This window comes from Streptomyces aureoversilis, from assembly GCF_042657885.1.
GTDB lineage: Bacteria > Actinomycetota > Actinomycetes > Streptomycetales > Streptomycetaceae > Streptomyces > Streptomyces aureoversilis.
The window spans coordinates 86,605-109,340 of record NZ_JBHSKJ010000001.1 but is presented as its reverse complement, the minus strand read 5'-3'; the positions used below and the strand labels follow the sequence as shown (position 1 = coordinate 109,340).

Genomic DNA, 22,736 nt, shown 5'->3' with positions numbered 1-22,736 from the left:
ATGCAGGCCTGACGGATACGGCCTGCCGGCAGGCCCGGACGGAAGGGTGTGGGGACCGTGCAGCCACGCGGAGACGACCGTGACCGGGGCGGCCCCCCGCCGTCCGTGGCCGCGTCGCCGGGAGAGGAGCTGCGCCGGCTGCGGCAGGAGCGGGGCATGTCCCTGGCCGGGCTGTCCCGTGCCGTCCACTACACCAAGGGCTATCTGAGCCGGGTCGAGACCGGCGAGAAGCCGATGACGCCCGAGGTGGCCCGGCGGTGCGAAGAGGCCCTCGGCGCCGGCGGGGTGCTGTCCGGGCTCGTGCCGGAGCCGGCCGAGGGGCGGCGCTCCGCGCGCAACGGGCTGCTGGAGGTGTGCCCGTACCGGGGCCTGGCGGCGTTCGACGCCGCGGACGCGAGCTGGTTCTTCGGCCGGGACCGGGCGACGGCCGCCCTCGTCCGTCAGCTGACCGAGCGGCTGGACGGCTCCGGGCCCACCGCCGTGGTCGCCGCGTCGGGCACCGGCAAGACGTCGCTGCTGCACGCCGGGCTGGTGCCCGAGCTGCGCCGGGGCGTCCTGCCCGTGCCCGGGTCGAACCGCTGGCCCGTGGTCACGATGCGCCCCGGCGAACGCCCCCTCGACGAGCTGCTGGGCCGGGTGGCGGAGGCCGCCGCGGCGGATCCCGACCATCTGACCAGGGCGCTGGCCCGCGGCGGGGCGGGGGCGCTGGCCCGCGCCGTCCACGCCGCGCTGAACCGCCGTCCGCGGGGCGCCGGGAGAGCGGGAGCGGCGGGCGCGGAGGGGGCGGAGCCGGCCCGGGTGGTGCTCGTCGTCGACCAGTTCGAGGAGGTCTTCACGCTGTGCCCGGACGCCCGGCAGCGCGCCGATTTCGTCCGCGCGCTGCACGCCATGGCCACGGGCCCCGCGCCCGCCGACGGCCGGGAGGGCTCCGCGGCGCTGGTGGTGCTGGGCATGCGGGCCGACTTCTACGGCAGGTGCCTGGCGTTCCCCGAGCTGGCGGCGGCGCTGCGCTCGGGCCAGCTCCCCCTGGAGCCCCTGCGGGCGCAGGAGCTGCGCGACGCCGTGGTGCGGCCCGCCCACGCGGTGGGCCTGGAGCTGGAGCCGGGCCTGGCCGAGCTGATCCTGCGCGACCTGGGCGCCGGGGACGACGGCGGGGACCGGGAGGGCGGCGGGTACGAGCCCGGTGCGCTGCCGCTGCTCTCCCACGCCCTGCTGGCGACCTGGCAGCGGCGCAGCGGCCGGCTCCTGACCGTGGCGGGATACCAGCAGGCGGGCGGGATCGCGGGGGCGGTCGCGGCGACGGCGGAGCGGGCGTACGGGCGCCTGTCGCCCGGCTGCCGGGAAGCCGCCCGGGCGGTCCTGCTGCAGCTGGTCCGGGTGGACCAGGACGGGCGGTCTGCGCGCCGGCGGGTGTCGCGCGAGCGGCTGTCGCAGGACCTCGGGGCACAGGCCGGGGCGGCGCCGGAGGTGGTGGAGGCCTTCACGCGGGCGCGCCTGCTCACCGTCGACGCCGACCAGGTCACGCTGGCCCACGAGGCCGTGCTGCGGGCGTGGCCTCGGCTGCACAGGTGGATCGAGGCGGACGCGGCGGCGCTGCACGGCTGGCAGCAGTTGAGCGCCGCGGCCGGGCAGTGGGAGGCCGAGGGGCGCGACCCCGCGCTGCTGCCGCGGGGCAGCAGGCTGGCCGCCGCGCACGAGACCGCGAGCCATCCCCTGGCCGCGGTGGGCGGGGTAGAGCGGGCGTTCCTGGATGCGGCGACGGCCCTGGCCGCCGCCGAGCAGGAGACGGAGCGGCGACGGGCCCGGCGGCTGTACCGGCTGCTGGTGTCCATGGCCGTCCTCCTCGTCCTGGCGCTGGCCGGCGGCGTGGCGGCGGTGCACCAGGGGATGCGGGCGGAGGCCGAGCGGCACGCGGCGCGCTCGGAGGAGCTGGCCTTCCGCGCCGTCTCGGGCGGCGCGCCCCGGCCCGAGGTGGCGATGCTGCTGGCGACCGGAGCCTGGCGCGACGCCCACACCCCGGCCGCGGCCAGTGCCGTGCTGAGCACGCAGGCGCAGCCGTACGCCGGGCGGCTGGCCGGGCACCGCAAGCGCGCCCACGCCGTGGCCTGGCTGCCGGGCGGGAAGCGGCTGCTGTCGGCGGGGGCCGACGCCACCGTCCGGGAGTGGGACGTGCGGACGCGCCGGCAGGTGGGGGCGGCGCGGAGCGGGGCGGCGGTGCGCGCGCTGGCCGCGGCGCGGCAGCGGAACCTGGCCGCCTGGGGGGACGAGGCGGGCGTCGTCACCGTGCGGGAGGGCACGGGCGGGCGGGCCGTGGCGCTGCCTGCGCGGAGCAGGCACCGCGGGCCCGTCCGGGGAGCGGCCCTGTCGGACCGCGGGGACCTGCTGGTGACGGCGGGCGAGGACGGCACGGTGCGCCTGACGCGCCTGGGCGGCGGCGCGGCCCGCACCGAGGTCCGGGACGCCGGGCTGGGATGGCTGTACGCGGCCGCCGTCAGCCCGGACGGCGGCCAGGTCGCGGCCGCCGGATTCGACGGGCGGGTGTGGGTCCTCGACGTGGACAGCGGGCGGTCGAGGGTCATCGGCAGCCGGGACTTCGGCCGCGTCCGGGCCCTCGCCTTCTCGCCGGACGGCCGCCGCCTGGCCACCGGCGAGTGGCTCAACCGCATCGGCCTGTGGGACACCCGCACCGGCGAGCGCGAGGCCGCCCTCGAAGGGCCCTCCGACTCCGTCTTCGGCGTGGCCTTCTCCCCCGACGGCACCCGGCTCGCCGCGGCCAGCCAGGACGACACCGCCGGCATCTGGGACGTCGCGGAGCACCGCCGCATCACGCAACTCGCCAGCCACATCGGCCCCGTCTACGCCGTCGCCTACTCCCCCGACGGCCGCACGCTCGCGACGTCCGGGGAGGACGGCTCGGTGCGCCTGTGGACCCCGCAGGCCGCCGTCACCACCCCGCTGCCGGGCTCGGCCTGGCAGGACGGGGCCCTCAGCCCCGACCGCTCCCTCCTCGCCGTCGCGGGGCGGGACGGCACGCTGCGCCTGCTGCGCACCGCGGACCGCGGCCTGCGCACGGTGCGGGCCGGGAAGGAGCCCGTGCGCGCGGTGGCGTTCAGCCACGACGGGTCGCTGGTCGCCACGGGCGACGAACACGGCACCGCCGCCGTCTGGCGCACCGCGGACCTCAGCCGCCCGCTCCACCGCTGGCGGGCACACGGCCGGGCGCTCACCTCGCTCGCCTTCCGCCCCGGCGACGCCGGAGCGCTCGCCACCGCCTCCGAGGACCACAGCGCGAAGCTGTGGCGGCTCGCGGGGGGCACCGCCGTCACGGAGCGGACGCTGCTGGGCCACGACGACGGCGTCTACCGCGTGCTCTTCCTCGGCCGGGACACCCTCGCCACCGGCAGCCTCGACAACACCGTCCGCATCTGGCGCTACTCCGACGGCCGTGCGCTGCGCAGCCTGACGGAACACGAGGACACCGTCTTCGGACTGGCCCTCAGCCGCGAGGGCGTCCTCGCCACGGCGAGCCGCGACCACACCGTCAAGCTCTGGGACCCCGAGGGCCGCACGAGCCTGCGCACCCTGGCCGGGCACACCGGCCCCGTCACGTCCGCGGCCTTCAACCCCGCCGGCACCCGGCTGGTGACCACCGGCCGCGACAACACCGTACGGATCTGGGACCCGCGCGACGGCCGCCTGCTGCTGACCCTGACCGGCCACACCGGCCGGGTCCGGGCCGCGGCCTTCCTCGGCGACGACGGCCCGGTGGTGTCGGTGGCGGAGGACGGGACGGTGCGCTGGTGGAACCTGGACGTGCCGGAGGTCCTCGCCCGCACCTGCAGGGCGCTGGGCAGCGCCACGGACCGGCCGCTGTGGGAGCGCCTGCTGCCGGACGTGCCGTACGCGCCGGGCTGCCCCTGATCGCCGGCCGTTCCTGATACCCGGCCGCTCTTGATCCCCGGCCGCTCCTGAGCGCCCGCTTTCCCCTTCCACCGGCGGCACTTCACCCACATGCGCATCACCGCCGGTGGGACGCGGTTGCCCGCCGCCTTGTCCGCCGAGGCAACAGGAAACCCCTGTTCCGCACCGCTGCCCCGCTCCGAGACTCGAAGTACCGGGACAACAGGGGTGAAACCACCCCCCGGTGATACGGCCTCAGCCGAGACAAGGAGCCCCCGTGAACAGCCGTCGCCTCCGCAACCGCAGCCTCGTCCTTCCCACCGCCGTCGTGCTCCTGGCCCTCACCCTCACGGGTGCCACGGCCGCCCTCGCCGAGGGCGCACCCACCGCCGTCACCATGGCCCCGGCCGCATGGGCCACACCGGGGCCGGACGGCGCCGGGACGGCCGAGCGGCAGAAGATCGTCGACCGCGCCCTCAGCGCCCTGACCACCCCCAAACGCTTCCGCCTGGAGCGCGGCGGGCCCGTGTACCTGAGCCGGCCGGGCCACCCGGACCGGGACACCAACTACCTCGGCAAGGGCAACAGCAACGCCAACATGAACGAGTACAACGACTTCGCCAGGAACCCGAACCACCGTCAGTGGTGCGGCTTCTTCGTCGCCCGGATGTGGGCGAACCGCGGCGTGCCCGCCGACCCCGGCAGCAGCCGGGCCTGGCGCAGCGGCACCGGCGACCGGTGGCACCCGTACGCGGCCGACCGGCTGCCACAGCCCGGCGACGTCCTGATGTGGGCCGGGCGGAACCACGCGGGGCACGTCGCCGTCGTGGTCGGCGTCTCCGGCACCCGGGTCACGACCGTCGAGGGCAACACCGGCCACCACAACGACAGCATCGCCCGGCAGCGCTACGAGTGGACCGGCGCCGGCCCCGTGCTGAAGGACAGGACCAAGGTCATCCAAGGCTTCGCCTCCCGGTTCTGACCCTGCACCCCCCGCCCCGTCTCCCCTCCCCCTTCACCCTCACCGCCCCCGGAAGGACGCTCCCATGGAAACCCGTTCCTCCCCCCTCGCCCGCCTCCGCACCGCCGGTGGGCTGCTCCTGGCCGCGCTCACCCTCGCCGGCGGAGCCGTCGCCACCACGGCCACGACGACCGTCACCGTCACGGCGACCACCACCGCCACCGGCGGCACGGACGCGGCCGACCCGTGCCGGGCCTTCCAGGCCGGGGCCTGCCCCCACCGGTGACACGGCCGGTCGCGCTCCACCGGCTGCGCGCAGCAGGGCCGCCGTCCCGCGGGCGGCCCTGCCTCCGCACGCCCGGCCGGGAGCCCGGCGCGCCGCGACCGCCCCGGCTCGCGCCGTTGCCGCCCGTCCGCCAAATGGGTGATCATGCGCATCATGCACAGTGACCTCTTCGCCCAGCAGAACATGGCCAAGCCCGCCGCCGCGCCCGGCATGGCCGTCCACAACGCCAAGTCCATCGTCTACGCCGTCGACGGCGAGTGCTACGCGCGCCAGGGGTCCATGGTCGCCTTCCGCGGCGAGCTGCAGTTCGAGAAGCTCGGCCAGGGCGTGGGCAAGTTCCTCAAGCGCGCCGTCACCGGCGAGGGCCTGGCGCTGATGGCCGTGCGGGGCCGCGGCGAGGTGTGGTTCGCGCACGAGGCCGCCAACTGCTTCATCGTCGACATCGCCCCCGGCGAGAGCCTCACCGTCAACGGCCGCAACGTCCTGTGCTTCGACCCGACCCTCTCCTACGAGATCCAGACCGTGAAGGGGGCGGGCATGACGGGCGGCGGGCTCTTCAACTCCGTCTTCAGCGGCCACGGGAAGCTCGGCGTGATATGCGAGGGCAACCCCATCGTCATCCCCGTCTCCGCCCAGGCCCCGGTCCACGTGGACACCGACGCGGTCGTCGGCTGGTCCGCCTCCCTGCGCACCTCGCTGCACCGCTCCCAGAGCCTCGGCTCCATGCTGCGCGGCGGCTCCGGCGAGGCCGTCCAGCTCAAGCTGGAGGGAGAGGGCTTCGTGATCGTCCGGCCGAGCGAGGCCAAGCCGCAGCAGCAGAACGGCTGACCCGGTGCTCGGTCGCATGGCCTCCGCCGTGCTGCCCGCGGCCGGGCGGCTGACGGTGACGACCGACGACGCGGCCGGTGCCGGGCCCGCGCCCGGCAGCATCGTCGCGGCGAACCACACCTCGCTGGCCGACCCCGCCGTCGTGCTCGCCGCCCTCCACCGGCTCGGAGTCTCCCCCGTCGCCCTGGCCGCCGCCGGCCTGTGGCGGATCCCGCTGCTCGGACGGCTGCTCACCCGGGAGGGGTACGTCCCCGTCCACCGCGGCGACCCGCGGGCGGTCCGGGCCCTCGACGGGGCCGGGGCCGCGCTCGCGAGCGGCCGGACCGTGCTCATCTACGGCGAGGGCGCCATACCCCGCCGCGGGGACTCCGGCGAGGCAGCGCCCCGCCCCTTCCGCGGCGGGCTCGCCCACCTCGCCCTCGCCACCGGGGCCCCCGTCGTGCCCCTGGGGCAGGCGGGAGCGCGCCGCATCTGCTCCGGCAGCCGGACCCGGCAGCTCGCGGGTGTGCTCACCGCGCCCGTGCGCCGGCCGCCGCTGCACGTCCACATCGGCGCCCCGCTCCGGCTGACCGGCGACCGGGCGGCGGCCACGGCGCGCGCCCACGAAGCGGTGACCGGCGCCTGGCGCACGGCGGCCGCACGCCTGGGAGAACCGGCGGGCCCGGCGGCCTGAAGCCGCCGGGCCCGCCTTTCGCGCCTTACCGTCTGGCCTGGGGATCGTCGCAGGCCCCGCCGTTGCCGCCCTTCCCTTCCGGAACGATCTCCGAGGCCCAGCCCTCGGGAGGTTCCTGGTACGGGCTGCAGGTCCCGCACGAGGCACACGTCCACCTGCCGTGTACCCCCAGGACGACGGATCCGCAGCCGCTACAGGTGTTGGTGGTGTAGTAGGGCTCGCCGGGTGCGGCGTGTGAGCGCCATGCCTGCTCTTCCATGTCACCCAGACTGCCATGAACACTGTGAGCACGAGGACTTCCCGTCAGGACCGTTGATGGTCGACGCGCCACATTCGGGACAGTTCATGACCCCCCTTCCTGCCTGCGGCGCTCGCCGGGCAGCGTCAAATGCCGGTGGACCAGCCGTAGTTGCCTTCACCATCGGCCAACCGGGCCGAAGGCACCAGACACCGTGCTCGAAGTGTGATAAGCGCGATGAGCGGGGGCGCGGCCTCCGGTGGCACGGACCCGCGAGGCGCCGCGCGCCGGGCGGTGCGAGGCTTGCGGCATGCAGCAGACACCGCAGCCTTCCCGCGTCCTCGTCGTGGACGACGACCCGACCGTCGCCGAAGTCGTCGCCGGCTACCTCGGCCGCGCCGGCTTCACCGTCGACCGGGCCGCCGACGGCCCCCGCGCGCTGGAGCTGGCCGCGGCGGTCCGGCCCGACCTCGTCGTCCTCGACCTGATGCTCCCGGGCATGGACGGGCTGGAGGTGTGCCGCCGGCTCCGCGCGGCCGGCCCGGTCCCGGTGATCATGCTCACCGCGCGCGGCGACGAGGAGGACCGGATCCTGGGCCTGGAGGTGGGCGCGGACGACTACGTCACCAAGCCGTTCAGCCCCCGGGAGCTGGTGCTGCGCGTCGGGTCCGTCCTGCGCCGCGCGCACGCGCGCTCCGCGAGCCCCCGTCCGGCACCCCTGCTGCGGGCGGGCGGCCTCGTGCTCGACCCGGCCGCCCGGCGCGCCACCAAGGACGGCGCCGAGCTCGCCCTCACCCTGCGCGAGTTCGACCTGCTGTCCTTCCTGCTGCGCCACCCGGGCCGGGCGTGCTCCCGGGAGGAGCTGATGAACGAGGTGTGGGGCTGGGAGTTCGGCGACCTGTCGACGGTGACCGTGCACGTGCGCCGGCTGCGCGGCAAGATCGAGGACGACCCGGCCCGGCCGCGGCTGATCCGGACCGTCTGGGGCGTCGGCTACCGCTTCGAGGCGGACGGCGTGCGGCCTCCGGACGGGCCGGACGCCCGCAGCGAAGGGGCCGGCCGTGCGTGACCTCCTGCTGATCGCCCTCTACTCGTTCCTCGGCGCGGCGGCGGCCGGGCTGCTGGGCGCGCTCGCCCTGCGGGCCCTGCGCCACCGCTCGGTGGCGGTCTCCCTCACGGTGGTGGCCGTCGTCTCCGTCGTCGCGATGCTGGCCGGGACGCTCGCCGTGGCCCGGGCGATGTTCCTCTCCTCGCACGACCTGACCGTCGTCACGACGGTCTGCGCGACGGCCGCCGTGGTCTCCCTCGCCACCGCCCTGCTGCTGGGCCGCTGGGTGGTGGCGCGCAGCAACGCCCTGACGCGCGCCGCGCGTTCCTTCGGCGACGAGGGCAGCTTCGCGGCCCCGGGCGGCGGCGCCACGGCCGAGCTCGCCGCGCTCGGGCGCGAGCTGGCGGCGACGAGCGGGAAGCTCGCGCGCTCGCGGGAGCGGGAGCAGGCGCTGGAGACCTCGCGGCGCGAGCTGGTGGCCTGGATCTCGCACGACCTGCGGACCCCGCTGGCCGGGCTGCGGGCGATGTCCGAGGCCCTGGAGGACGGCGTGGCGGAGGACCCGCCGCGCTACCTGCGCCGGATGCGCACGGAGGTGGAGCGCCTCGACGCCATGGTCGGCGACCTCTTCGAGCTCTCCCGCATCCACGCGGGCGCGCTGCCGCTGCACCCGAGCCGGATGTCGGTGTACGACCTGGTGGACGACGCCCTCGCCGGGGCGGGGCCCCTGGCCCGCGAGCACGGCGTCCGGCTGACCGGGGACGGCGTCGAGGCGGTGCCGGTCGAGGTCGACGGCAAGGAGATGACCCGCGTCCTGGGCAACCTCCTCGTCAACGCCATCCGCCGCACTCCCGCCGACGGCACGGTCGCGGTCGCCGCGCACCGGGAGGCGGACACGGTGGTGCTGTCGGTGACGGACGGCTGCGGCGGCATCCCGGAGGAGGACCTCCCGCGGGTCTTCGACACGGGCTGGCGCGGCACCGAGGCCCGTACGCCCCCGGGCGGCGCGGGACTGGGCCTGGCCATCGTCCGCGGCATCGTCGAGGCGCACGCGGGCCGCGCGGCCGTGCACAACGTGCCCGGCGGCTGCCGCTTCGAGGTGGTCCTGCCGGTGGCGCGCTAGCCGGGGCACCGGCCGCCCCACCGCCGGGCGTCCGCAAGTCGGTTGACGAAGATCAACTCGTGTAGTGGACTCGCACGGGTGCCCACGCCTCGAATGACCCGGCTCGCGCAGCGCGTACGCTCCGCAGCACCCGCCGACGCGGTCACGGCGGGCTCCCTCGCCGTGCTCATCGGCATCACCAGCTCCGTGGCCATCGTCGTCACCGCGGCGGAAGCGGCCGGGGCCACCCCGGCTCAGCTCACGTCCTGGATGTTCGCCCTGGGCATCGGCATGGGGGTCACCTGCGCGGGGCTGTCGCTGCGCCACCGGGCGCCGGTGGTCACGGCCTGGTCCACGCCCGGTGCGGCCCTGCTCGCGACCGGCCTGCACGGGGTGTCGATGGCCGAGGCCGTCGGCGCGTTCCTCCTCTCGGCGGTCCTGGTCATCGTCAGCGGCGCGACCGGCTGGTTCGAGCGCGTCATGGACAGGATCCCGGTGCCGTTGGCGTCGGCGCTCCTGGCGGGCGTGCTCGTGCAGTTCGGCACGGGGCTGTTCACGAAGATGCAGCAGGACTTCGCCGTGGTGTTCCCGATGTTCGTGGTCTACCTGGCCTGCAAGCGGTGGCTGCCCCGGTACGCGGTCATCGGCGCGCTGGCCACCGGGGTCGTGGTGAGCGCCTTCCGGGGCTCGTGGCACCTGCAGGGGCTGCACGTGGCGCTCGCCGAACCGGTCTTCGTGCGCCCGGAGTTCTCCTGGCAGGTGCTGATCGGCGTCGGCCTGCCGCTGTTCGTGGTGACGATGGCGTCGCAGAACCTGCCGGGGGTGGCGGTGCTGCGCGGCGCGGGCTACCGCACGCCGGTCTCGCCGCTGCTCACCTGGACCGGGATCGTCAACGCCGTGCTGGCCCCGTTCGGCTGCTTCGGGCTGAACCTGGCCGCGATCACCGCGGCGATCTGCACCGGCGAGGAGGCCCACCGCGACCCCCGCAGGCGCTACCTGGCCTCCGTGTGGGCGGGCCTGTTCTACATCGCGGTCGGTCTCTTCGGCGGCGTCGTGGGCTGGCTGCTGACCGCCATGCCCGCCGCCCTCGTCATGGGCATCGCCGGGCTCGGCCTGCTCGGCACGATCGGCGGCTCCCTCACGGCCGCGCTCGCGGACGCGCGCATGCGCGAGGCGGCCGTCGTCACCTTCCTGGCCACCGCGTCGGGCATGACCCTGGCCGGCATCGGCTCGACGTTCTGGGGCCTGCTGGCCGGCGTGCTGGCGACCGTGGTGCTGAACGGGCGCCGCCGCGAGCCCGCGGCGGCGCGGGAGCCGGAGACGGGCAAGGAGACGGAGACCGTGGAGAAGCCCGCCGGGCCGGTGGGCGCCGCGGAGGAGAAGGCGGCACGCTGAGGAGCCGCCGCGGCCGCCCCCGTCAGGCGGTGGGGGCTCCGGCCACGCGGCGCTCGCCGCCGTTGCGCTCCTGCCAGAACCGGTAGACGGCGGTGGCCTCGTCGCGGGGCTCGTGGCGCATCGGCAGCCGCCGCTCGCTCCAGTCCTTGGCGAACTCCGCGTAGAAGGTGTTCAGCTCGAAGTACTTGCGGTCGTCGACGTAGTGGGGCTCGTAGTCGTCGCGCCGCGTGAGGAAGACGACCTCGTCGGGGCTGCAGTAGTAGAGCGAGCCCAGGCACATCGGGCAGGGGTGGGCGAGCACGTAGATCGTGGTCCCGGTCAGGTGCTCGGTGCCGAGCCTGGTGCAGGCCTCGCGGATGGCCAGGATCTCGGCGTGCGCGGTCGGGTCGGAGGTCTGGGCGACCAGGTTGGGGCTCTCGGCGAGGATCTCGCCGTCCTTGACGATGACGGTCGCGAAGGGGCGGCCGCCCTCCTCGACGTTCTTGCGGGCGATGTCGATGGTGCGCCGGACGAAGTCCATGGTGCGGGTGCTCCTGGGGAGGGGTGGGTACGGGCGGGCCCCGCGCCCGGCGGACGGCCGGGCGCGGGGCATCCTGCCGGATGCGTTACGTACGACGACGGTGCGTCAGAAGGGCTTTGTCGGCAGGTACTTGCCGTCGAGCGTGATCACGGCGCGCTCGCCGCCCTCGGGGTCGGCGACCTTCTTCACGTCCAGCTTGAAGTTGATCGCGCTGATGATGCCGTCGCCGAACTGCTCGTGGACCAGGGCCTTGAGGGTGGTGCCGTAGACCTGGAGCATCTCGTAGAAGCGGTAGATGGTCGGGTCGGTCGGGATGCCGCCGGGGATGGAGCCGCGGGTCGGTACGGTCCGCAGCAGCATCGCGGCGTCGTCGTCCAGGCCGAGCAGCTCGGCGACGGCCTTGGCCGCACCGGCCGGGAGGGCGTGCTGGCCGAGGACGGCAGCGGTGACGAAGGCGACGGACAGGCCTGCGGCGTCGGCCAGCTCCTGCCAGGTGAGGTCCTTGCGGGTCTTGGCCTCGACCGCGGCGATCGCGAGCTGCTGACGGGCCTGGGGGTCGAACTGGGCGTGGACGGTCATGGGACTTCCTTCACTGGTGAGGTGACTGGTGATGTGGGGGGGTTGGCAATAGCCGTCAGGCGGCCGGAAGGGCCGCGAAACGGCCGTTCGCCGCGTCGAGTTCCTCGACGGCGCCGGTGCCGATGTCGAAGACCCAGCCGTGCAGGCGCACCGCGCCGCGGTCGAGGGCACGGGCGACGGAGGGGTACGTCGCCAGGTTCGCCAGCTGGGCCAGGACGTTGGCGCGCACCATCGCGTCGACCCTGTCCTCCGCGGAGGCGGTGCGGCACCTGGCGCGGGCGGCGTCGGCGTGCCGCAGCCAGTCGGCCAGGGCGGGCAGGGCCGAGAGGTCCCGGCCCTCGGCGAGGGCGGTCATGGCGCCGCAGGCGGAGTGCCCGCAGACGATGACGTCGGCCACGCCGAGGACGTCCACGGCGTACTCGACGCCGGCCGCCACGGCGTCGGCGCCGGGTGCGTGGGCGGGCACGAGGTTGCCCGCGGTGCGGATGACGAACAGCTCGCCCGGCTCGCGCTGGGTGATCAGTTCGGGGACGACGCGGGCGTCGGAGCAGCCGATGAACAGCGCACCGGGCCGGTGCGTGGTGGCGAGCCGCTCGAAGAGCTCCGCGCGGGCGGGGAAGACGTTCCGCCGGAAGCGCTGGACTCCCTGGGCAAGGTGGTGCATGGGTCACTCCCTTGGTGGATGCCGGTGGGGGCCGACGTCATCCACTGTGCATGACCTGCACCTATAACGTCCAAGAGATGGAATCCATGACTTCGATAGAGCTCATCTATACCTGCTCCGGCCCGGTCCGGCCGGGAGCCGTCACGGCAGCAGCTGCTCCGTCCAGACCGTCTTTCCCTCACGGCCGTACCGTGTGCCCCAGCGCTCGGTGAGCTGGGCGACGAGGAACAGGCCGCGCCCGCCTTCGTCGGTCGTCCGGGCCCGGCGCAGGTGGGGGGCGGTGTTGCTGGTGTCGGAGACCTCGCAGATGAGGCGGGGCCCGCGGATGAGCCGCAGGGTGACCGGCCCGCCGGCGTAGCGGTAGGCGTTGGTGACGAGCTCGCTGACGATGAGCTCGGTGGTGAACGCCAGCTCGTCCAGCTCCCAGGCGCTGAGCTGTTCGGCCATCAGCGTGCGGGCCTGCCCCGCGGCGCGGGCGTCCGACGGCAGCGTCCAGGTGGCCACGCAGTGCTCCGGGAGCACGCGGGTGCGGGCGACGAGGAGGGCGACGTCGTCCCCGGGCTCGGCGGGCAGGAGGGCGTCCACGACGGCCTTGGCCGTCTCCTCCACCGAGCGGTCGGGGCGCGCGAGTTCCTGCGAGAGGCGGTCGAGCGCCGCGTCGATGTCGAGGTCGTGGCTGTGGATGAGGCCGTTGGTGAAGAGCGCCAGGAGGCTGCCTGCGGGCAGTTCGATCTCGGTCGCCTCGAAGGGCAGCCCGCCGAGGCCGAGCGGCGGCCCGCCGGGGAGGTCGAGGATGCTCGCCTGCCCGCCGGGGGCGACCACGACGGGCGGCGGGTGGCCGGCGCGCGCCAGGGAGCAGACGCGGGAGACGGGGTCGTAGACGGCGTAGAGGCAGCTCGCGCCGGTCACCTGGTCCAGGGGGAAGTCCCGGTCGTTGCTCTCCTGTTCGGCGGCGAGGCGGTACACGAGGTCGTCGAGGTGGGAGAGGACCTCGTCGGGGTCGAGGTCGAGTTCGGCGAGGGTGTGGACGGCGGTGCGCAGGCGCCCCATGGTGGCCGCGGCGTCGATGCCGTGGCCGATCACGTCGCCGACGACGAGGGCGACGCGCGCCCCGGACAGGGGGATGACGTCGAACCAGTCCCCGCCGACGCCTTCCACGGCGCCCGCCGGGATGTACTGGTGGGCGACCTCGGCGGCCGGCAGCTCGGGCAGGTCGCCGGGCAGCAGGCGGCGCTGCAGGGCCAGGGCGGCCTGGTGCTGGCGGGTGTAGCGGCGGGCGTTGTCGATGCAGACGGCGGCGCGGGCGGCGAACTCGCCCACGAGGGTGAGGTCGTCCTCCTCGAAGGGGTCGGGGCGGCGGGAGCGCCACAGGCTGACGAGGCCGAGGACGAGGCCGCGGGCGGCGAGCGGCAGCATCATGACGGAGTGGGCGCCCAGGGCCCGGGCGTGGGGGGCGCGTTCCTGCGCCACGAAGGCGAGGTCCTCGGGGGTGCGGAGCTCCGGCACGAGGATCGGGCTCTTCTCGGCCAGGCACCTGCCCTGAGGGGTCTCCGGGCCGAAGCGGATGAGCCCGCCGAGCGGGTTGAGGGCCTCCTCGGCGCCCGGGGTGTCGGACCTGACGGCCGTCCGGCGGACGGGCCCGAAGCCGTCCTGCGAGGGCTCCTCGCCTCGGCTGACGGGTTCGAGGAGGTCGACGGTGACGGCGTCGGCGAGCTCGGGGACGAGGACTTCGGCCAGCTCGCGGGCGGTGGTGGTCACGTCCAGCGTGGTGCCGATGCGGGCGCCCGCGTCGTTGAGCAGGGCGAGCCGGAGCCTGGCCCGGTGCCGTTCGGTGACGTCTTCGACCAACTGGGTGACGCCGAGGATGTCCCCGGCCGAATCCTCCATGCGGAACGCGGAGACGGAGACGTAGCGGACCTGGGAGGGGTCGGCGAGCAGCCGGCACGGCTGCTCCGTGAAGATCATCGGCCGCCCGGTCTCCAGCACCTCGCGCAGGCGGCGCTCCACCGTCTCCGTGTCCGCCGCCACCAGGAAGTCGCCCGTGCGGTGGCCGCGCGCCTGCTCGGCGGTGATGCCGCCGATCCGGGCGACGGCCCGGTTGATGCGCAGGATGCTCAGGTCCGGGGCGTGGACGGCCAGCCCCACGGGGGCGGTCCGGAACAGCCCGTCCAGCACGGAGCGGTCCGTCTCCCACTGGATCACCTCACCGGCGGGGGCGCCGACCAGGAACCACTCGGGGGCGGCCCCTGCGCGGACGATGCGGCGGGCGCGGACGCCCACGAGGAGGCGGTGGCCGTCGCGGTGGACGACGGGGAGGATGCCGAACCAGCCGGAGTCCTGCAGGCATGCGGCGGCCGCCGCCAGGACCGCGTCCCGGTCGCCCGGGTCCACCAGCGCCTCCAGCCCGGGCCGCCCGATCACGTCGCCCGCCGGGTGGCCCAGCAGCACCTCGGCACGGTCCCCCCAGCCCACCACGGTCCCCCGGTGGTCCAGCACGACCGACGCCGAGTTGCCGACCGAGAAGGGGTCCTCGGGGCTCTCGTGGAAGAGCGTCATCGGTTCGTCCGTCACACCGTCCTCCTTCCGTCGGACGCGCCGTGGCTGCCGTCTTCTGCTTCCACAGTGATGGGTGAGGGGCGTCGGCGCTTGCCGACCCGGCGGGCCCGTGACCGCCTCAGACGATGCGCCGGCGCCTGCGCGGGCCGCGGTGCCTGCCCGGCGCGCGGCGCGGCGCGGCGGGGCCGGTCAGTATGCGTTCCTCGTAGCGGCCCAGGGCGAGGATTCCGCACAGCAGCAGAGGGGGGAGGGCGAGCGCGAAGACGACCACGGGAGGCTCCTGCCGGGAGGAGGGACTCATAGGTCGCGTTGCCGCACAGGGGCGGCGCAAACCTGGCCAAGTGGCGCACATGGGTGGTCCGCGCTCCCCCATGTGGAGGAAGAGCATCCGTGAGCATCCGTGGGGCGTACGGGGCCGGACGGGCCGGCCCGGCACCCCGGGCGCGTCCAGGCCCCTGCACGTCCTGGGGCTTGCTACACGTCCTGGGCCTCGGCGCTGCCCACGGCCCCCGGCGGCAGCGCCTCGGTGATCCGCTGCCGCATCGGGCGCCGGCGCAGGGCCTCGAGCGCCTCGGTGACGAGCTCGCTGAGCGGATACGACAGCTCCGCCTCGAATTCCGCGGCCGCGGCGGCCGTGGCCGCCCATTCGGCGTCCAGCACCGGCAGCAGCGACTCGGCCCGGGCGGTCAGGCGCACGACGCGCTGCCGTGCGTCCCGCCCCGGCGCGAGGACGACGAGGCCCTCCTCGGCCATCCGCGCCACCGTCTGGCTCGCGGCCGAGTGGGTCACGCCCACGGCTCGCGCGAGGTCGCGGATGGTGCCCGGCCCCGAGGCCGCCAGCGCGCGGACGACCGGGGTGAAGCGCGGGCGGAACCCGTCCAGGCCCAGGTCCGCGTACACGGCGCCGACGTCGCCGTCGAGCAGTTCCAGGAGGTGGCGCAGCCGGGTGCCGAGCAGCTCGGGGCCGGGCGCGTCCCGGGTCTCTGGGGTATCCGGGGAAGACGTCACATGACGTAATGTAACAGCGCTGTTGTATTGACGCGCGGGGCCGCCGCGCCAGGGCGGGAGGGCGACGCGCATGGGAGCAGACACGGACGGGCTGTACCCGCCGGTCGAGCCGTACGAGACGGGCCTGCTCGACGTCGGCGACGGCAACCTCGTGTACTGGGAGGCCTGCGGCAACCCGGAGGGCAAGCCCGCGCTCGTGGTCCACGGCGGGCCCGGCTCGGGCTGCGGCACCGGCGTGCGCCGGTACTTCGACCCGGAGCGCTACCGGGTCGTCCTGTTCGACCAGCGCGGCTGCGGCCGCAGCACCCCGCACGCGAGCGACCCCGCGACGGACCTGCGGCACAACACCACCGCGCACCTGATCGCCGACATGGAGCTGCTGCGCACGCACCTCGGCATCGACCGCTGGCTGCTGTACGGCGGCTCGTGGGGGTCGACGCTGCTCCTGGCCTACGCGGAGACGTACCCCGAACGGGTCTCGGAGATCGTCGTCTCCGGCGTCACGACGACCCGCCGCTCGGAGATCGACTGGCTCTACCGCGGCGCGGGCCGGTTCTTCCCCGAGCAGTGGGAGCGCTTCCTCGCCGGGGCCGCCGGCACACCGCGCGACGGCGATGTCGTGGCCGCCTACGCGCGTCTGACCGAGCATCCCGACGCCGCCGTGCGGGAGAAGGCCACGGCCGACTGGTGCGCCTGGGAGGACGCGGTCCTCTCCGGCGAGACCGGCGAGGCCGACGGGGCCACGGCGCCCTACAGCGGCCGGGCGGCCGCCGACCGGCTGGCCCTGGTGCGCATCTGCGCGCACTACTTCTCCCACGGCGCCTGGCTGGAGGAGGGAGCGCTGCTGCGCGACGCGGGCCGCCTGGCGGGGATCCCGGGCGTTCTCGTCCACGGCCGCCTGGACATGGCCGGCCCGCTCGGCACCGCGTGGGAACTCGCCCGCGCCTGGCCCGGGTCCCGGCTGGTCGTCGTCGACGGAACGGGGCACCTGGGGACCGCCGCGACGCGCCGTCACGTGCTCGGCGCCCTGGACGCGTTCGCCCGGCGCGGCGGGCCCGCGCCCGCGCGGGGCCGGGCGCGCTAGGCCGGCCCGAAGAGCTGCTCCAGGACGGCGGCGACGCCGTCCTCCTCGTTGGTCCCCGTGCGCCGCCGCACCGAGGCGAGCACCGCCGGGTGGGCGTTGCCCATGGCGTAGCCGGTGCCCGCCCAGGTCAGGATCGTGAGGTCGTTGGGCATGTCCCCGAAGGCGACGACCTCCTCGGCGGGGATGCCCCGCCCCGCGCACAGCTCCGCCAGCGTGCCGGCCTTCGTGACGCCCGGTGCGCTGATCTCCAGCAGCCCGCGGCCGCCCGAGTGCGTGAACTGCGCCTCGGTGCCCGCCGCTTGCTCGGCGGCGGCGAGCAGCAGGTCCGCGTCGAGCCGCGCCGACCAGGCCAGCAGCTTGGCGATGGGGACGTCCGCCGTCCACAGGTCCGCGAGGCAGGCCACGGGCGACTCCGCCCCGGCGTCCTCGGGCAGGCGCAGCCCGTACGCCGGCTCGTACAGCACGTTCCGGCCGGTTTCGACGGCGAAGCCCACGTCCGGCACGACGGCCGACAGCGCGGCGACGACCTTGCGGGCGACGTCGACGGGCAGGGCGCGGGACGCGGTGACGGTACGTGCCGCGAGGTCGTACACGAGCGCGCCGTTGCTGCACACGGCCGTGCCGGCGAGGCCCGTCGCGGCGGAGAGCCGGTCGACGAAGCGGGGCGGGCGGGCGGTGACGAAGACGACTTCGGCGCCGGACGCGGTCGCCGTGCGCAGGGCGCGCAGGGTGCGCGGGGAGAGGGTCTTGTCGTTGCGCAGGAGGGTGCCGTCGAGGTCCGTGGCGATCATGCGAGGGCGCGTCATCGCCCCACGCTACCTCAGGGATCCGGCGCCGCAGGAGCCGCGGAGGACGTGAACCCGCAGATCAGCGGCCCGCGTTCGGACGCCCCGCCTCCGTGTCCGCCCCCGCGCCCGCCCCCGCGCCGGGGCGGCGTCCGGCGGGCAGGGCGCAGGCCGCCGTGCCGCCGGGCATGCGGTGCCGGTTGTCCGCGACCATCCGGTACAGGCCGTGCGCGACCCAGCGCACGGGCGGCAGCGTGAGCACCGCGCCGGGGACGGCCCATCCGCCGCGAGCGCTGAGCAGGAGCTTGGCGACGGCCTGGGCGCCGCCGTGCACCGTGCCGCCGGGAGCGATCCACAGCAGCTCGTGCTCGGCCCGTTCCTGCGTGACGCCCAGCGCCTCCAGGTCCGCGAACTGCCATGCGACGACATCGCAGTGCGGCCGTACGTACTTCTCGGCGCAGCGCACCGAGGTCGTGCAGAAGCCGCAGTCGCCGTCGTAGACGAGCACAGGTCGGGTTCCCATGGGGCCATCATGCCGCGCCGGGCGCCGGGCCCGGCGGCGGGGTCCGGCGAGGGCTCCCACCCGGCGGTTCAGCCGTCGAGTCAGCCGTCGAGCGCGATGCCGTGCTTCGCCTTCTCCATCGACTCCTCCGACGCGTTCCCGCCGGCGTTCTCCTGCGCGAGCGCCTGGTTGAGGGCGGCGAACGGCCGCATGCGCGCCTCGTAGCGGGCGAAGGCGGCGTCGTGTCCCCCGTCCCCCTGCCGGCCGAGTTCGCAGGCCAGGACGTAGGCGCCCACGAGTGCCAGGCTCGTGCCCTGGCCGGAGAGGGGCGACGCGCAGTAGCCGGCGTCGCCCGCCAGGGCCACGCGGCCGGTGGTCCAGCGGTCCATGTGGATCTGGGCCATCTCGTCGAAGTAGAAGTCCGGGGCCTCGCGCATGGCCTGCAGGAGCCGCGGCGTCTCCCAGCCCACGTGCGCCAGCCGCTCGGCCATGAGCGCCTTCTGCTGCCCGGTGTCGCGGTAGTCGTACGCGACGGGGTCCGACTTGAAGCCGAGCGTGGCCCTGATCTCGCTGTTGTCCCGCACCGGGTAGACGCAGTAGGTCGCGCCGCCCGCCGCGGACTCCTCGTTGAGCCATATCTCCCAGTTGTCGAGGCCGAGGAAGTTGGGAGCGCTGAAGACCGTGATGTAGGCGCCGAGGCGCCGGATGAACCGCTCCTCCGGGCCGAAGGCCAGCTGCCGGACGCGCGAGTGCAGGCCGTCCGCGCCCACGACGAGGTCGAAGGTCCGCTCCGGGCCCTGCTCGAAGGCGACCCGCACGCCGTCCGGCCCCTCGTCGAGAGCGGCGATGGAATCCCCGTGGAGGAACTCCACGCCTTCGCCGAGCGCCTGCCGGTGCAGCAGCCCGGTGAGGTCCTCGCGCAGCAGCTCGACGTCCGCGCTGTCGAGGCGGCCGCCGCTCAGGGTCATCTCCTCGGAGCGCCACACCTCCTCGCCCCGGCCGTCGAGCATCGCCATGCCGCGCAGCCGGGTGCGGACGCCGCGCACCTCCTCCAGGATCCCGGTCCGGTCGAGGACGTCGAGGGCGACGCCGCGGACGTCGATGGCCTGGCCGCCCGGGCGGACGGCGGGGGCCCGCTCGACGACGGTCGCGGCGAGGCCGTTGCGGCGGAGCCAGTAGGCGAGGGTGAGCCCGGCGACGCCGGCTCCGGAGATGAGGACGGTCTTCATGACGAGCACCTTCTCGAATGCGCTGCTTACGCTGTACGCGACTGAATGTACGCCGTAAGCGCAGCGTTGACAAGCACTTTGAGGCTTCTGCACTAGTACAGAAGCCCCTTCACCGACCCCTCCCCTGCTAGGCTCTGTACTAGTACAGGAAGAAGAAGGAGGCCCTCCTTGGCCGGCACGTCGGTTCCCCCCTACCTCCGCATCGCCGCCGAGCTGCGGCGGCGCATCGCGGACGGCGAGCTCGCCCCCGGCGACCGCGTCCCGTCCACGCGGCAGATCGCCGAGGACTTCGGCGTCGCCCTCGCCACGGCCACGAAGGTGCTGACCACCCTGCGCCAGGAGGGGCTCGTACAGGCCCGGCCGCGCGTGGGCACCGTGGTCGCCGGCCCGGAGCGGCCCCGGCCCGAGCGTGCCCGGCCCGACCGCACCCGGCCCGAGCGTGCCCCGCGGGCGGCAGCCGCCGCGCCCGCGGCGAAGGGCTCCGCCGCACCGGCGCCGCCCGGCACCGAACACGAGCTGACCCGCGCCCGCATCGTCCGGGCGGCCGTCGCCCTCGCCGACGCCGAGGGACTGGCCTCGCTCTCCATGCGCGGCGTCGCCGGGCGCCTGGGGGTCGCCGCCATGTCGCCCTACCGCTACGTCAGCAGCAAGGACGACCTGGTGCTCCTCATGGCCGACGCGGTGCTCGCGGAGCTGTCCTACCCCGACGACGCGCCCGCCGGCTGGCGGCAGCGCCTGGAGCTGGGGGCTCGCGCGCTGTGGGCGGTGCACCGCAGGCACCCCTGGCTCGCGCACATCGGGCCCCTCACCCGCCCCCTCGCCGTGCCCCGGCTCATCGGCTACTCCGAGTGGATGCTCGGCGCGCTCGACGGCCACGGCCTGGCTCCGGCGACGATGCTCGACCTGAACGTCCTGCTCTACAGCTACGTCCAGGGCACCGCCGTCCACTTGGAGCGGGAGGCCCAGGCGGCGAGCGAGTCCGGGCTGTCCGGGGAGGAGTGGATGGACTCCCAGGCCGCCGCCTACGACGCCCTCACCTCCTCCGGCCGCTACCCCGTCTTCGCCCAGGTGATCGGGGCGTTCGCCGAGGGCGACGGCTACGACCTGCGTCTCGACGAGGTCTTCGAGCTCGGCCTCACCTCGATGCTGGACGGCCTGACCGCGCTGGTCGAGGGCCCGGGGGCGGGGCCGGGGCGGAAGGCCTGAGGCGGGAGGCCTGAGGCGGGAGGCCTGAACGGCCCACGGACAGCGCAATCGGCGCCGGGGCGGGCGGGCCCGCCGACAGTTGTAGGCGTGAAGCCGCAGCCCGGCGCCGCCCTCACGACGGCCATGGTGGCGCTGACCGTGACGACGGGGATGGTCGAGGCGGTCAGCTTCCTCGCGCTCGGCCCCGTCTTCACCGCCGTCCAAACGGGCAACACGCTCTTCCTCGGCTTCGCGGTCGTCGGATCCGGCGAGTTCTCCGCCGCCGCGTCGGGGGCATCGCTCCTCGGGTTCGCCGTCGGCGCCGCCCTGGGCGCGCGGCTGAGCTCCCGCGCGGACGCCCGCGGGCGCCGGTGGTTCGCACCGGCCCTGGTCGCGGAGTCCGTGCTGCTGGCCGTCGCCGCCCTGACGGGCTGGAGCATCGAACGGTTCGGCCATCCCCTGACGTTCCGTCAGTATCTGGTGACGGCGCTGGTCGCCCTGGCGATGGGCATGCGCAACGTCACGACGTTGCGGGCGAGCGTGCCGGACATGCCGACCACCGTCATCACCCGCACCATGACCGCCCTCATCGGCACCTCCCCCTTCGGCCTCGACTCCAGGATCCCCTCCGGCAGCGGCTACGAGCTCCGCCGCACGGCGTCGGTCGGCGCGATGTTCGCGGGCGGCCTGCTGGGCGCGTGGATGCTCCACGAGGCCGTACGCCCTCCCGCCGTCCTCCTGGTGACGTCCGCCTGCGTCCTGACCGTCGCCCTCGCCCTCACCTGCGCCCCGCGCCACCACACCCCGGACCCGTAGTACTCCGGAGCTACGCCGCGGGTGCACTCCCGCGGGGGACGCCGGCCACGGGCCGTGGTCCGTAGCTTCCGTGCCGGAAGCACCACCCGCATCCGGCACGGAAGGAACCGCCCTTCATGGCGTCCCCCACGCAAGCTCCCCGGCACCGCGCCGGTCCCCCGCGGCCCGCCCTGCGCGGCGCGACGCCGCCCGCGCGCGACCGCGCCGTCGACGGCCTGCGGGCCCTCGCCGTCCTCGGTGTCGTGGGCGGTCACTGGCTGGTGACGGCCCTGGTCGCCGACGGCGGAACGGTGCACGGCGCGAGCCCGCTCACCCACCTGCCCGGACTCGCCCCCGCCTCCTGGCTGTTCCAGACCCTGGCCTTGTTCTTCCTGGTGGGCGGGCAGGTGGGCGTGATGAGTCACGTGTCGGCCCGCGCACGGGGCATGACGTACGGGCAGTGGCTGCGCGGCCGGCTCGTCCGCCTCTTCCGTCCGGTCGCCGTGGTCCTGGCGGTGTGGGCCGTCGTGACGGGCGTGCTGCTGGCGTCGGGCACCGGCACCGGGACCGTGCTGACGCTGCTCAAGCTGGTGTGGTCGCCCCTGTGGTTCCTCCTGGTCCTCGCCGCGCTGACGGCGGCGACCCCGCTGGTCGCGAAGGTGTCCCCGGCGTGGCCGTTCGCCGTCGTCCTGTGCGTCGACGCGATCCGGTTCGGCCTGGACGGGCCGGCGTGGCCGGGATGGGTGAACGTGGCGGCGGGCTGGCTCGTCCCGTACTGCCTGGGCGCCGCATGGGCCCGTGGCCGCCTCCGCGGCCGCGCGACCGGCCTGGCGCTGCTGGCCGGGGGCGTGCTCGCCACCGCGCTGCTCGTGACCTTCGCCGGCTATCCGGCGGCCATGGTCGGGGTGCCCGGCGCGGAGGTCTCCAACCTCAGCCCGCCGACCCTGGCCGCCGTCACGTTCGGGCTCGCCCAGTGCGGCGCCGCCCTCCTGCTCCTCGGCCCGCTGCGGCGGGTGCTGCAACGCCCGGCGGCCTGGACGGCGGTGGCGCTGGTCAACCTCTTCGCGATGACGGTCTTCCTCTGGCACCAGACCTCGATGATGGCGGTCACCGGGGCCGGGCTGCTCGCGGGGACGCCCCTGCCCGGTCTGCACACCGTCCCCGACGGGCCCGGCTGGGTGCTCGCCCGGCTCGCGTGGCTGCCGGTGTTCGGGGCGGCGCTGCTGGGGTGCTGGGCGCTGTTCCGCCGCTTCGAGCACGGGCGTCCCCGGAGCCTCGGGTACACGCGGGTCGTGCGCGAGCACCAGACCGGTCCGGGTACGGCGCTGCGGCGTCCTCAGGCGTTCGTGCGCAATACCTAGAATGGATCATGTGAGCGCCCGGCGGCGCGGGGGGCAC

Annotated in this window: 21 protein-coding genes; 12 read left to right on the top strand and 9 right to left on the bottom strand. The window is 75.3% G+C overall.

Going from position 1 to position 22,736, the window contains the following annotated elements:
• Nucleotides 1-57: 57 nt before the first annotated feature.
• The 8 genes from ACFPP6_RS00450 (at nt 58) to ACFPP6_RS00415 (ending at nt 10,431) form a co-directional block, all read left to right on the top strand.
• Nucleotides 58-3,921, top strand: coding sequence for an nSTAND1 domain-containing NTPase (locus ACFPP6_RS00450; protein WP_382035571.1), 3,864 nt, complete (start codon nt 58-60; stop codon nt 3,919-3,921).
• 256 nt (nt 3,922-4,177) lie between these two features.
• Nucleotides 4,178-4,882 carry a CHAP domain-containing protein gene (locus tag ACFPP6_RS00445; protein ID WP_382035568.1) on the top strand — a complete coding sequence of 235 codons (705 nt, stop codon included), beginning with the start codon at nt 4,178-4,180 and terminating at the stop codon, nt 4,880-4,882.
• Between the two features lie 64 nt (nt 4,883-4,946).
• On the top strand, nt 4,947-5,147 hold the full coding sequence (locus ACFPP6_RS00440; RefSeq protein WP_382035565.1) for a hypothetical protein: 201 nt from the start codon (nt 4,947-4,949) through the stop codon (nt 5,145-5,147).
• Between the two features lie 153 nt (nt 5,148-5,300).
• Nucleotides 5,301-5,975 (top strand): AIM24 family protein, encoded by a 675-nt coding sequence (locus ACFPP6_RS00435; protein ID WP_382035562.1) that lies wholly within the window; start codon nt 5,301-5,303, stop codon nt 5,973-5,975.
• A 16-nt stretch (nt 5,976-5,991) separates the two neighbouring features.
• Nucleotides 5,992-6,648 (top strand): lysophospholipid acyltransferase family protein, encoded by a 657-nt coding sequence (locus tag ACFPP6_RS00430; protein ID WP_382035559.1) that lies wholly within the window; start codon nt 5,992-5,994, stop codon nt 6,646-6,648.
• A gap of 548 nt (nt 6,649-7,196) precedes the next feature.
• Complete coding sequence (locus tag ACFPP6_RS00425) at nt 7,197-7,955, top strand: response regulator transcription factor (RefSeq protein WP_382035557.1); 759 nt, start codon at nt 7,197-7,199, stop codon at nt 7,953-7,955.
• Entirely contained in the window at nt 7,948-9,057 is a 1,110-nt protein-coding gene (locus ACFPP6_RS00420) for a sensor histidine kinase (protein WP_382035554.1), read from the top strand. Before ACFPP6_RS00425 ends, ACFPP6_RS00420 begins: the two co-directional genes overlap by 8 nt.
• 78 nt (nt 9,058-9,135) lie before the next feature.
• On the top strand, nt 9,136-10,431 hold the full coding sequence (locus ACFPP6_RS00415) for a benzoate/H(+) symporter BenE family transporter (RefSeq protein ID WP_382035551.1): 1,296 nt from the start codon (nt 9,136-9,138) through the stop codon (nt 10,429-10,431).
• 22 nt (nt 10,432-10,453) lie between these two features.
• Here ACFPP6_RS00415 and ACFPP6_RS00410 read toward each other — a convergent pair whose 3' ends face one another.
• The 6 genes from ACFPP6_RS00410 to ACFPP6_RS00385 all read right to left on the bottom strand — a co-directional run bounded on the left by ACFPP6_RS00410 (nt 10,454) and on the right by ACFPP6_RS00385 (nt 15,758).
• A complete protein-coding gene (locus tag ACFPP6_RS00410) occupies nt 10,454-10,951 on the bottom strand; it encodes a nucleoside deaminase (RefSeq protein WP_382035548.1) in 498 nt (165 codons plus the stop codon).
• A 105-nt stretch (nt 10,952-11,056) separates the two neighbouring features.
• Nucleotides 11,057-11,530: a cyanase gene (gene cynS, locus ACFPP6_RS00405; RefSeq protein ID WP_382035545.1), complete on the bottom strand. Its 474-nt coding sequence runs from the start codon at nt 11,528-11,530 to the stop codon at nt 11,057-11,059.
• Between the two features lie 55 nt (nt 11,531-11,585).
• Entirely contained in the window at nt 11,586-12,194 is a 609-nt protein-coding gene (locus ACFPP6_RS00400; protein WP_382035542.1) for a carbonic anhydrase, read from the bottom strand.
• 141 nt (nt 12,195-12,335) lie between these two features.
• Nucleotides 12,336-14,750 (bottom strand): SpoIIE family protein phosphatase, encoded by a 2,415-nt coding sequence (locus ACFPP6_RS00395; RefSeq protein ID WP_382036755.1) that lies wholly within the window; start codon nt 14,748-14,750, stop codon nt 12,336-12,338.
• 118 nt (nt 14,751-14,868) lie between these two features.
• A complete protein-coding gene (locus ACFPP6_RS00390) occupies nt 14,869-15,021 on the bottom strand; it encodes a hypothetical protein (RefSeq protein WP_382035540.1) in 153 nt (50 codons plus the stop codon).
• A 203-nt stretch (nt 15,022-15,224) separates the two neighbouring features.
• A complete protein-coding gene (locus ACFPP6_RS00385) occupies nt 15,225-15,758 on the bottom strand; it encodes a MarR family winged helix-turn-helix transcriptional regulator (RefSeq protein WP_382035537.1) in 534 nt (177 codons plus the stop codon).
• A 70-nt stretch (nt 15,759-15,828) separates the two neighbouring features.
• On the opposite strand from ACFPP6_RS00385, the gene pip reads away from it, so the two are divergent.
• Nucleotides 15,829-16,842 carry a prolyl aminopeptidase gene (gene pip, locus ACFPP6_RS00380; protein ID WP_382035534.1) on the top strand — a complete coding sequence of 338 codons (1,014 nt, stop codon included), beginning with the start codon at nt 15,829-15,831 and terminating at the stop codon, nt 16,840-16,842.
• On the opposite strand, the gene ACFPP6_RS00375 is transcribed toward pip, so the two are convergent.
• The 3 genes from ACFPP6_RS00375 to ACFPP6_RS00365 all read right to left on the bottom strand — a co-directional run bounded on the left by ACFPP6_RS00375 (nt 16,839) and on the right by ACFPP6_RS00365 (nt 19,358).
• Complete coding sequence (locus ACFPP6_RS00375) at nt 16,839-17,648, bottom strand: HAD family hydrolase (protein ID WP_382035531.1); 810 nt, start codon at nt 17,646-17,648, stop codon at nt 16,839-16,841. The genes pip and ACFPP6_RS00375 overlap by 4 nt on opposite strands.
• A gap of 61 nt (nt 17,649-17,709) precedes the next feature.
• Nucleotides 17,710-18,150 carry a thiol-disulfide oxidoreductase DCC family protein gene (locus ACFPP6_RS00370; protein ID WP_382035529.1) on the bottom strand — a complete coding sequence of 147 codons (441 nt, stop codon included), beginning with the start codon at nt 18,148-18,150 and terminating at the stop codon, nt 17,710-17,712.
• 80 nt (nt 18,151-18,230) lie between these two features.
• Entirely contained in the window at nt 18,231-19,358 is a 1,128-nt protein-coding gene (locus ACFPP6_RS00365) for an FAD-dependent monooxygenase (protein ID WP_382035526.1), read from the bottom strand.
• 168 nt (nt 19,359-19,526) lie between these two features.
• Between ACFPP6_RS00365 and ACFPP6_RS00360 the strand changes: the two genes are divergently transcribed.
• From ACFPP6_RS00360 to ACFPP6_RS00350, 3 genes are all read left to right on the top strand, one after another.
• Nucleotides 19,527-20,564, top strand: coding sequence for a GntR family transcriptional regulator (locus ACFPP6_RS00360; RefSeq protein ID WP_382035523.1), 1,038 nt, complete (start codon nt 19,527-19,529; stop codon nt 20,562-20,564).
• An 87-nt stretch (nt 20,565-20,651) separates the two neighbouring features.
• Nucleotides 20,652-21,359 (top strand): YoaK family protein, encoded by a 708-nt coding sequence (locus ACFPP6_RS00355; protein WP_382035520.1) that lies wholly within the window; start codon nt 20,652-20,654, stop codon nt 21,357-21,359.
• Between the two features lie 116 nt (nt 21,360-21,475).
• Entirely contained in the window at nt 21,476-22,699 is a 1,224-nt protein-coding gene (locus ACFPP6_RS00350) for an acyltransferase family protein (RefSeq protein WP_382035518.1), read from the top strand.
• The last annotated feature ends 37 nt before the right edge of the window (nt 22,700-22,736 follow it).

Coding starts and splice junctions, on each gene's coding strand:
- ACFPP6_RS00370 (WP_382035529.1), bottom strand. CDS start 18,150: ATGGGAACCCGACCTGTGCTCGTCTACGACGGCGACTGCGGCTTCTGC.
- ACFPP6_RS00365 (WP_382035526.1), bottom strand. CDS start 19,358: ATGAAGACCGTCCTCATCTCCGGAGCCGGCGTCGCCGGGCTCACCCTC.
- pip (WP_382035534.1), top strand. CDS start 15,829: ATGGGAGCAGACACGGACGGGCTGTACCCGCCGGTCGAGCCGTACGAG.
- ACFPP6_RS00425 (WP_382035557.1), top strand. CDS start 7,197: ATGCAGCAGACACCGCAGCCTTCCCGCGTCCTCGTCGTGGACGACGAC.
- cynS (WP_382035545.1), bottom strand. CDS start 11,530: ATGACCGTCCACGCCCAGTTCGACCCCCAGGCCCGTCAGCAGCTCGCG.
- ACFPP6_RS00350 (WP_382035518.1), top strand. CDS start 21,476: ATGGCGTCCCCCACGCAAGCTCCCCGGCACCGCGCCGGTCCCCCGCGG.
- ACFPP6_RS00440 (WP_382035565.1), top strand. CDS start 4,947: ATGGAAACCCGTTCCTCCCCCCTCGCCCGCCTCCGCACCGCCGGTGGG.
- ACFPP6_RS00435 (WP_382035562.1), top strand. CDS start 5,301: ATGCACAGTGACCTCTTCGCCCAGCAGAACATGGCCAAGCCCGCCGCC.
- ACFPP6_RS00375 (WP_382035531.1), bottom strand. CDS start 17,648: ATGACGCGCCCTCGCATGATCGCCACGGACCTCGACGGCACCCTCCTG.
- ACFPP6_RS00395 (WP_382036755.1), bottom strand. CDS start 14,750: ATGACGCTCTTCCACGAGAGCCCCGAGGACCCCTTCTCGGTCGGCAAC.
- ACFPP6_RS00400 (WP_382035542.1), bottom strand. CDS start 12,194: ATGCACCACCTTGCCCAGGGAGTCCAGCGCTTCCGGCGGAACGTCTTC.
- ACFPP6_RS00410 (WP_382035548.1), bottom strand. CDS start 10,951: ATGGACTTCGTCCGGCGCACCATCGACATCGCCCGCAAGAACGTCGAG.
- ACFPP6_RS00430 (WP_382035559.1), top strand. CDS start 5,992: ATGGCCTCCGCCGTGCTGCCCGCGGCCGGGCGGCTGACGGTGACGACC.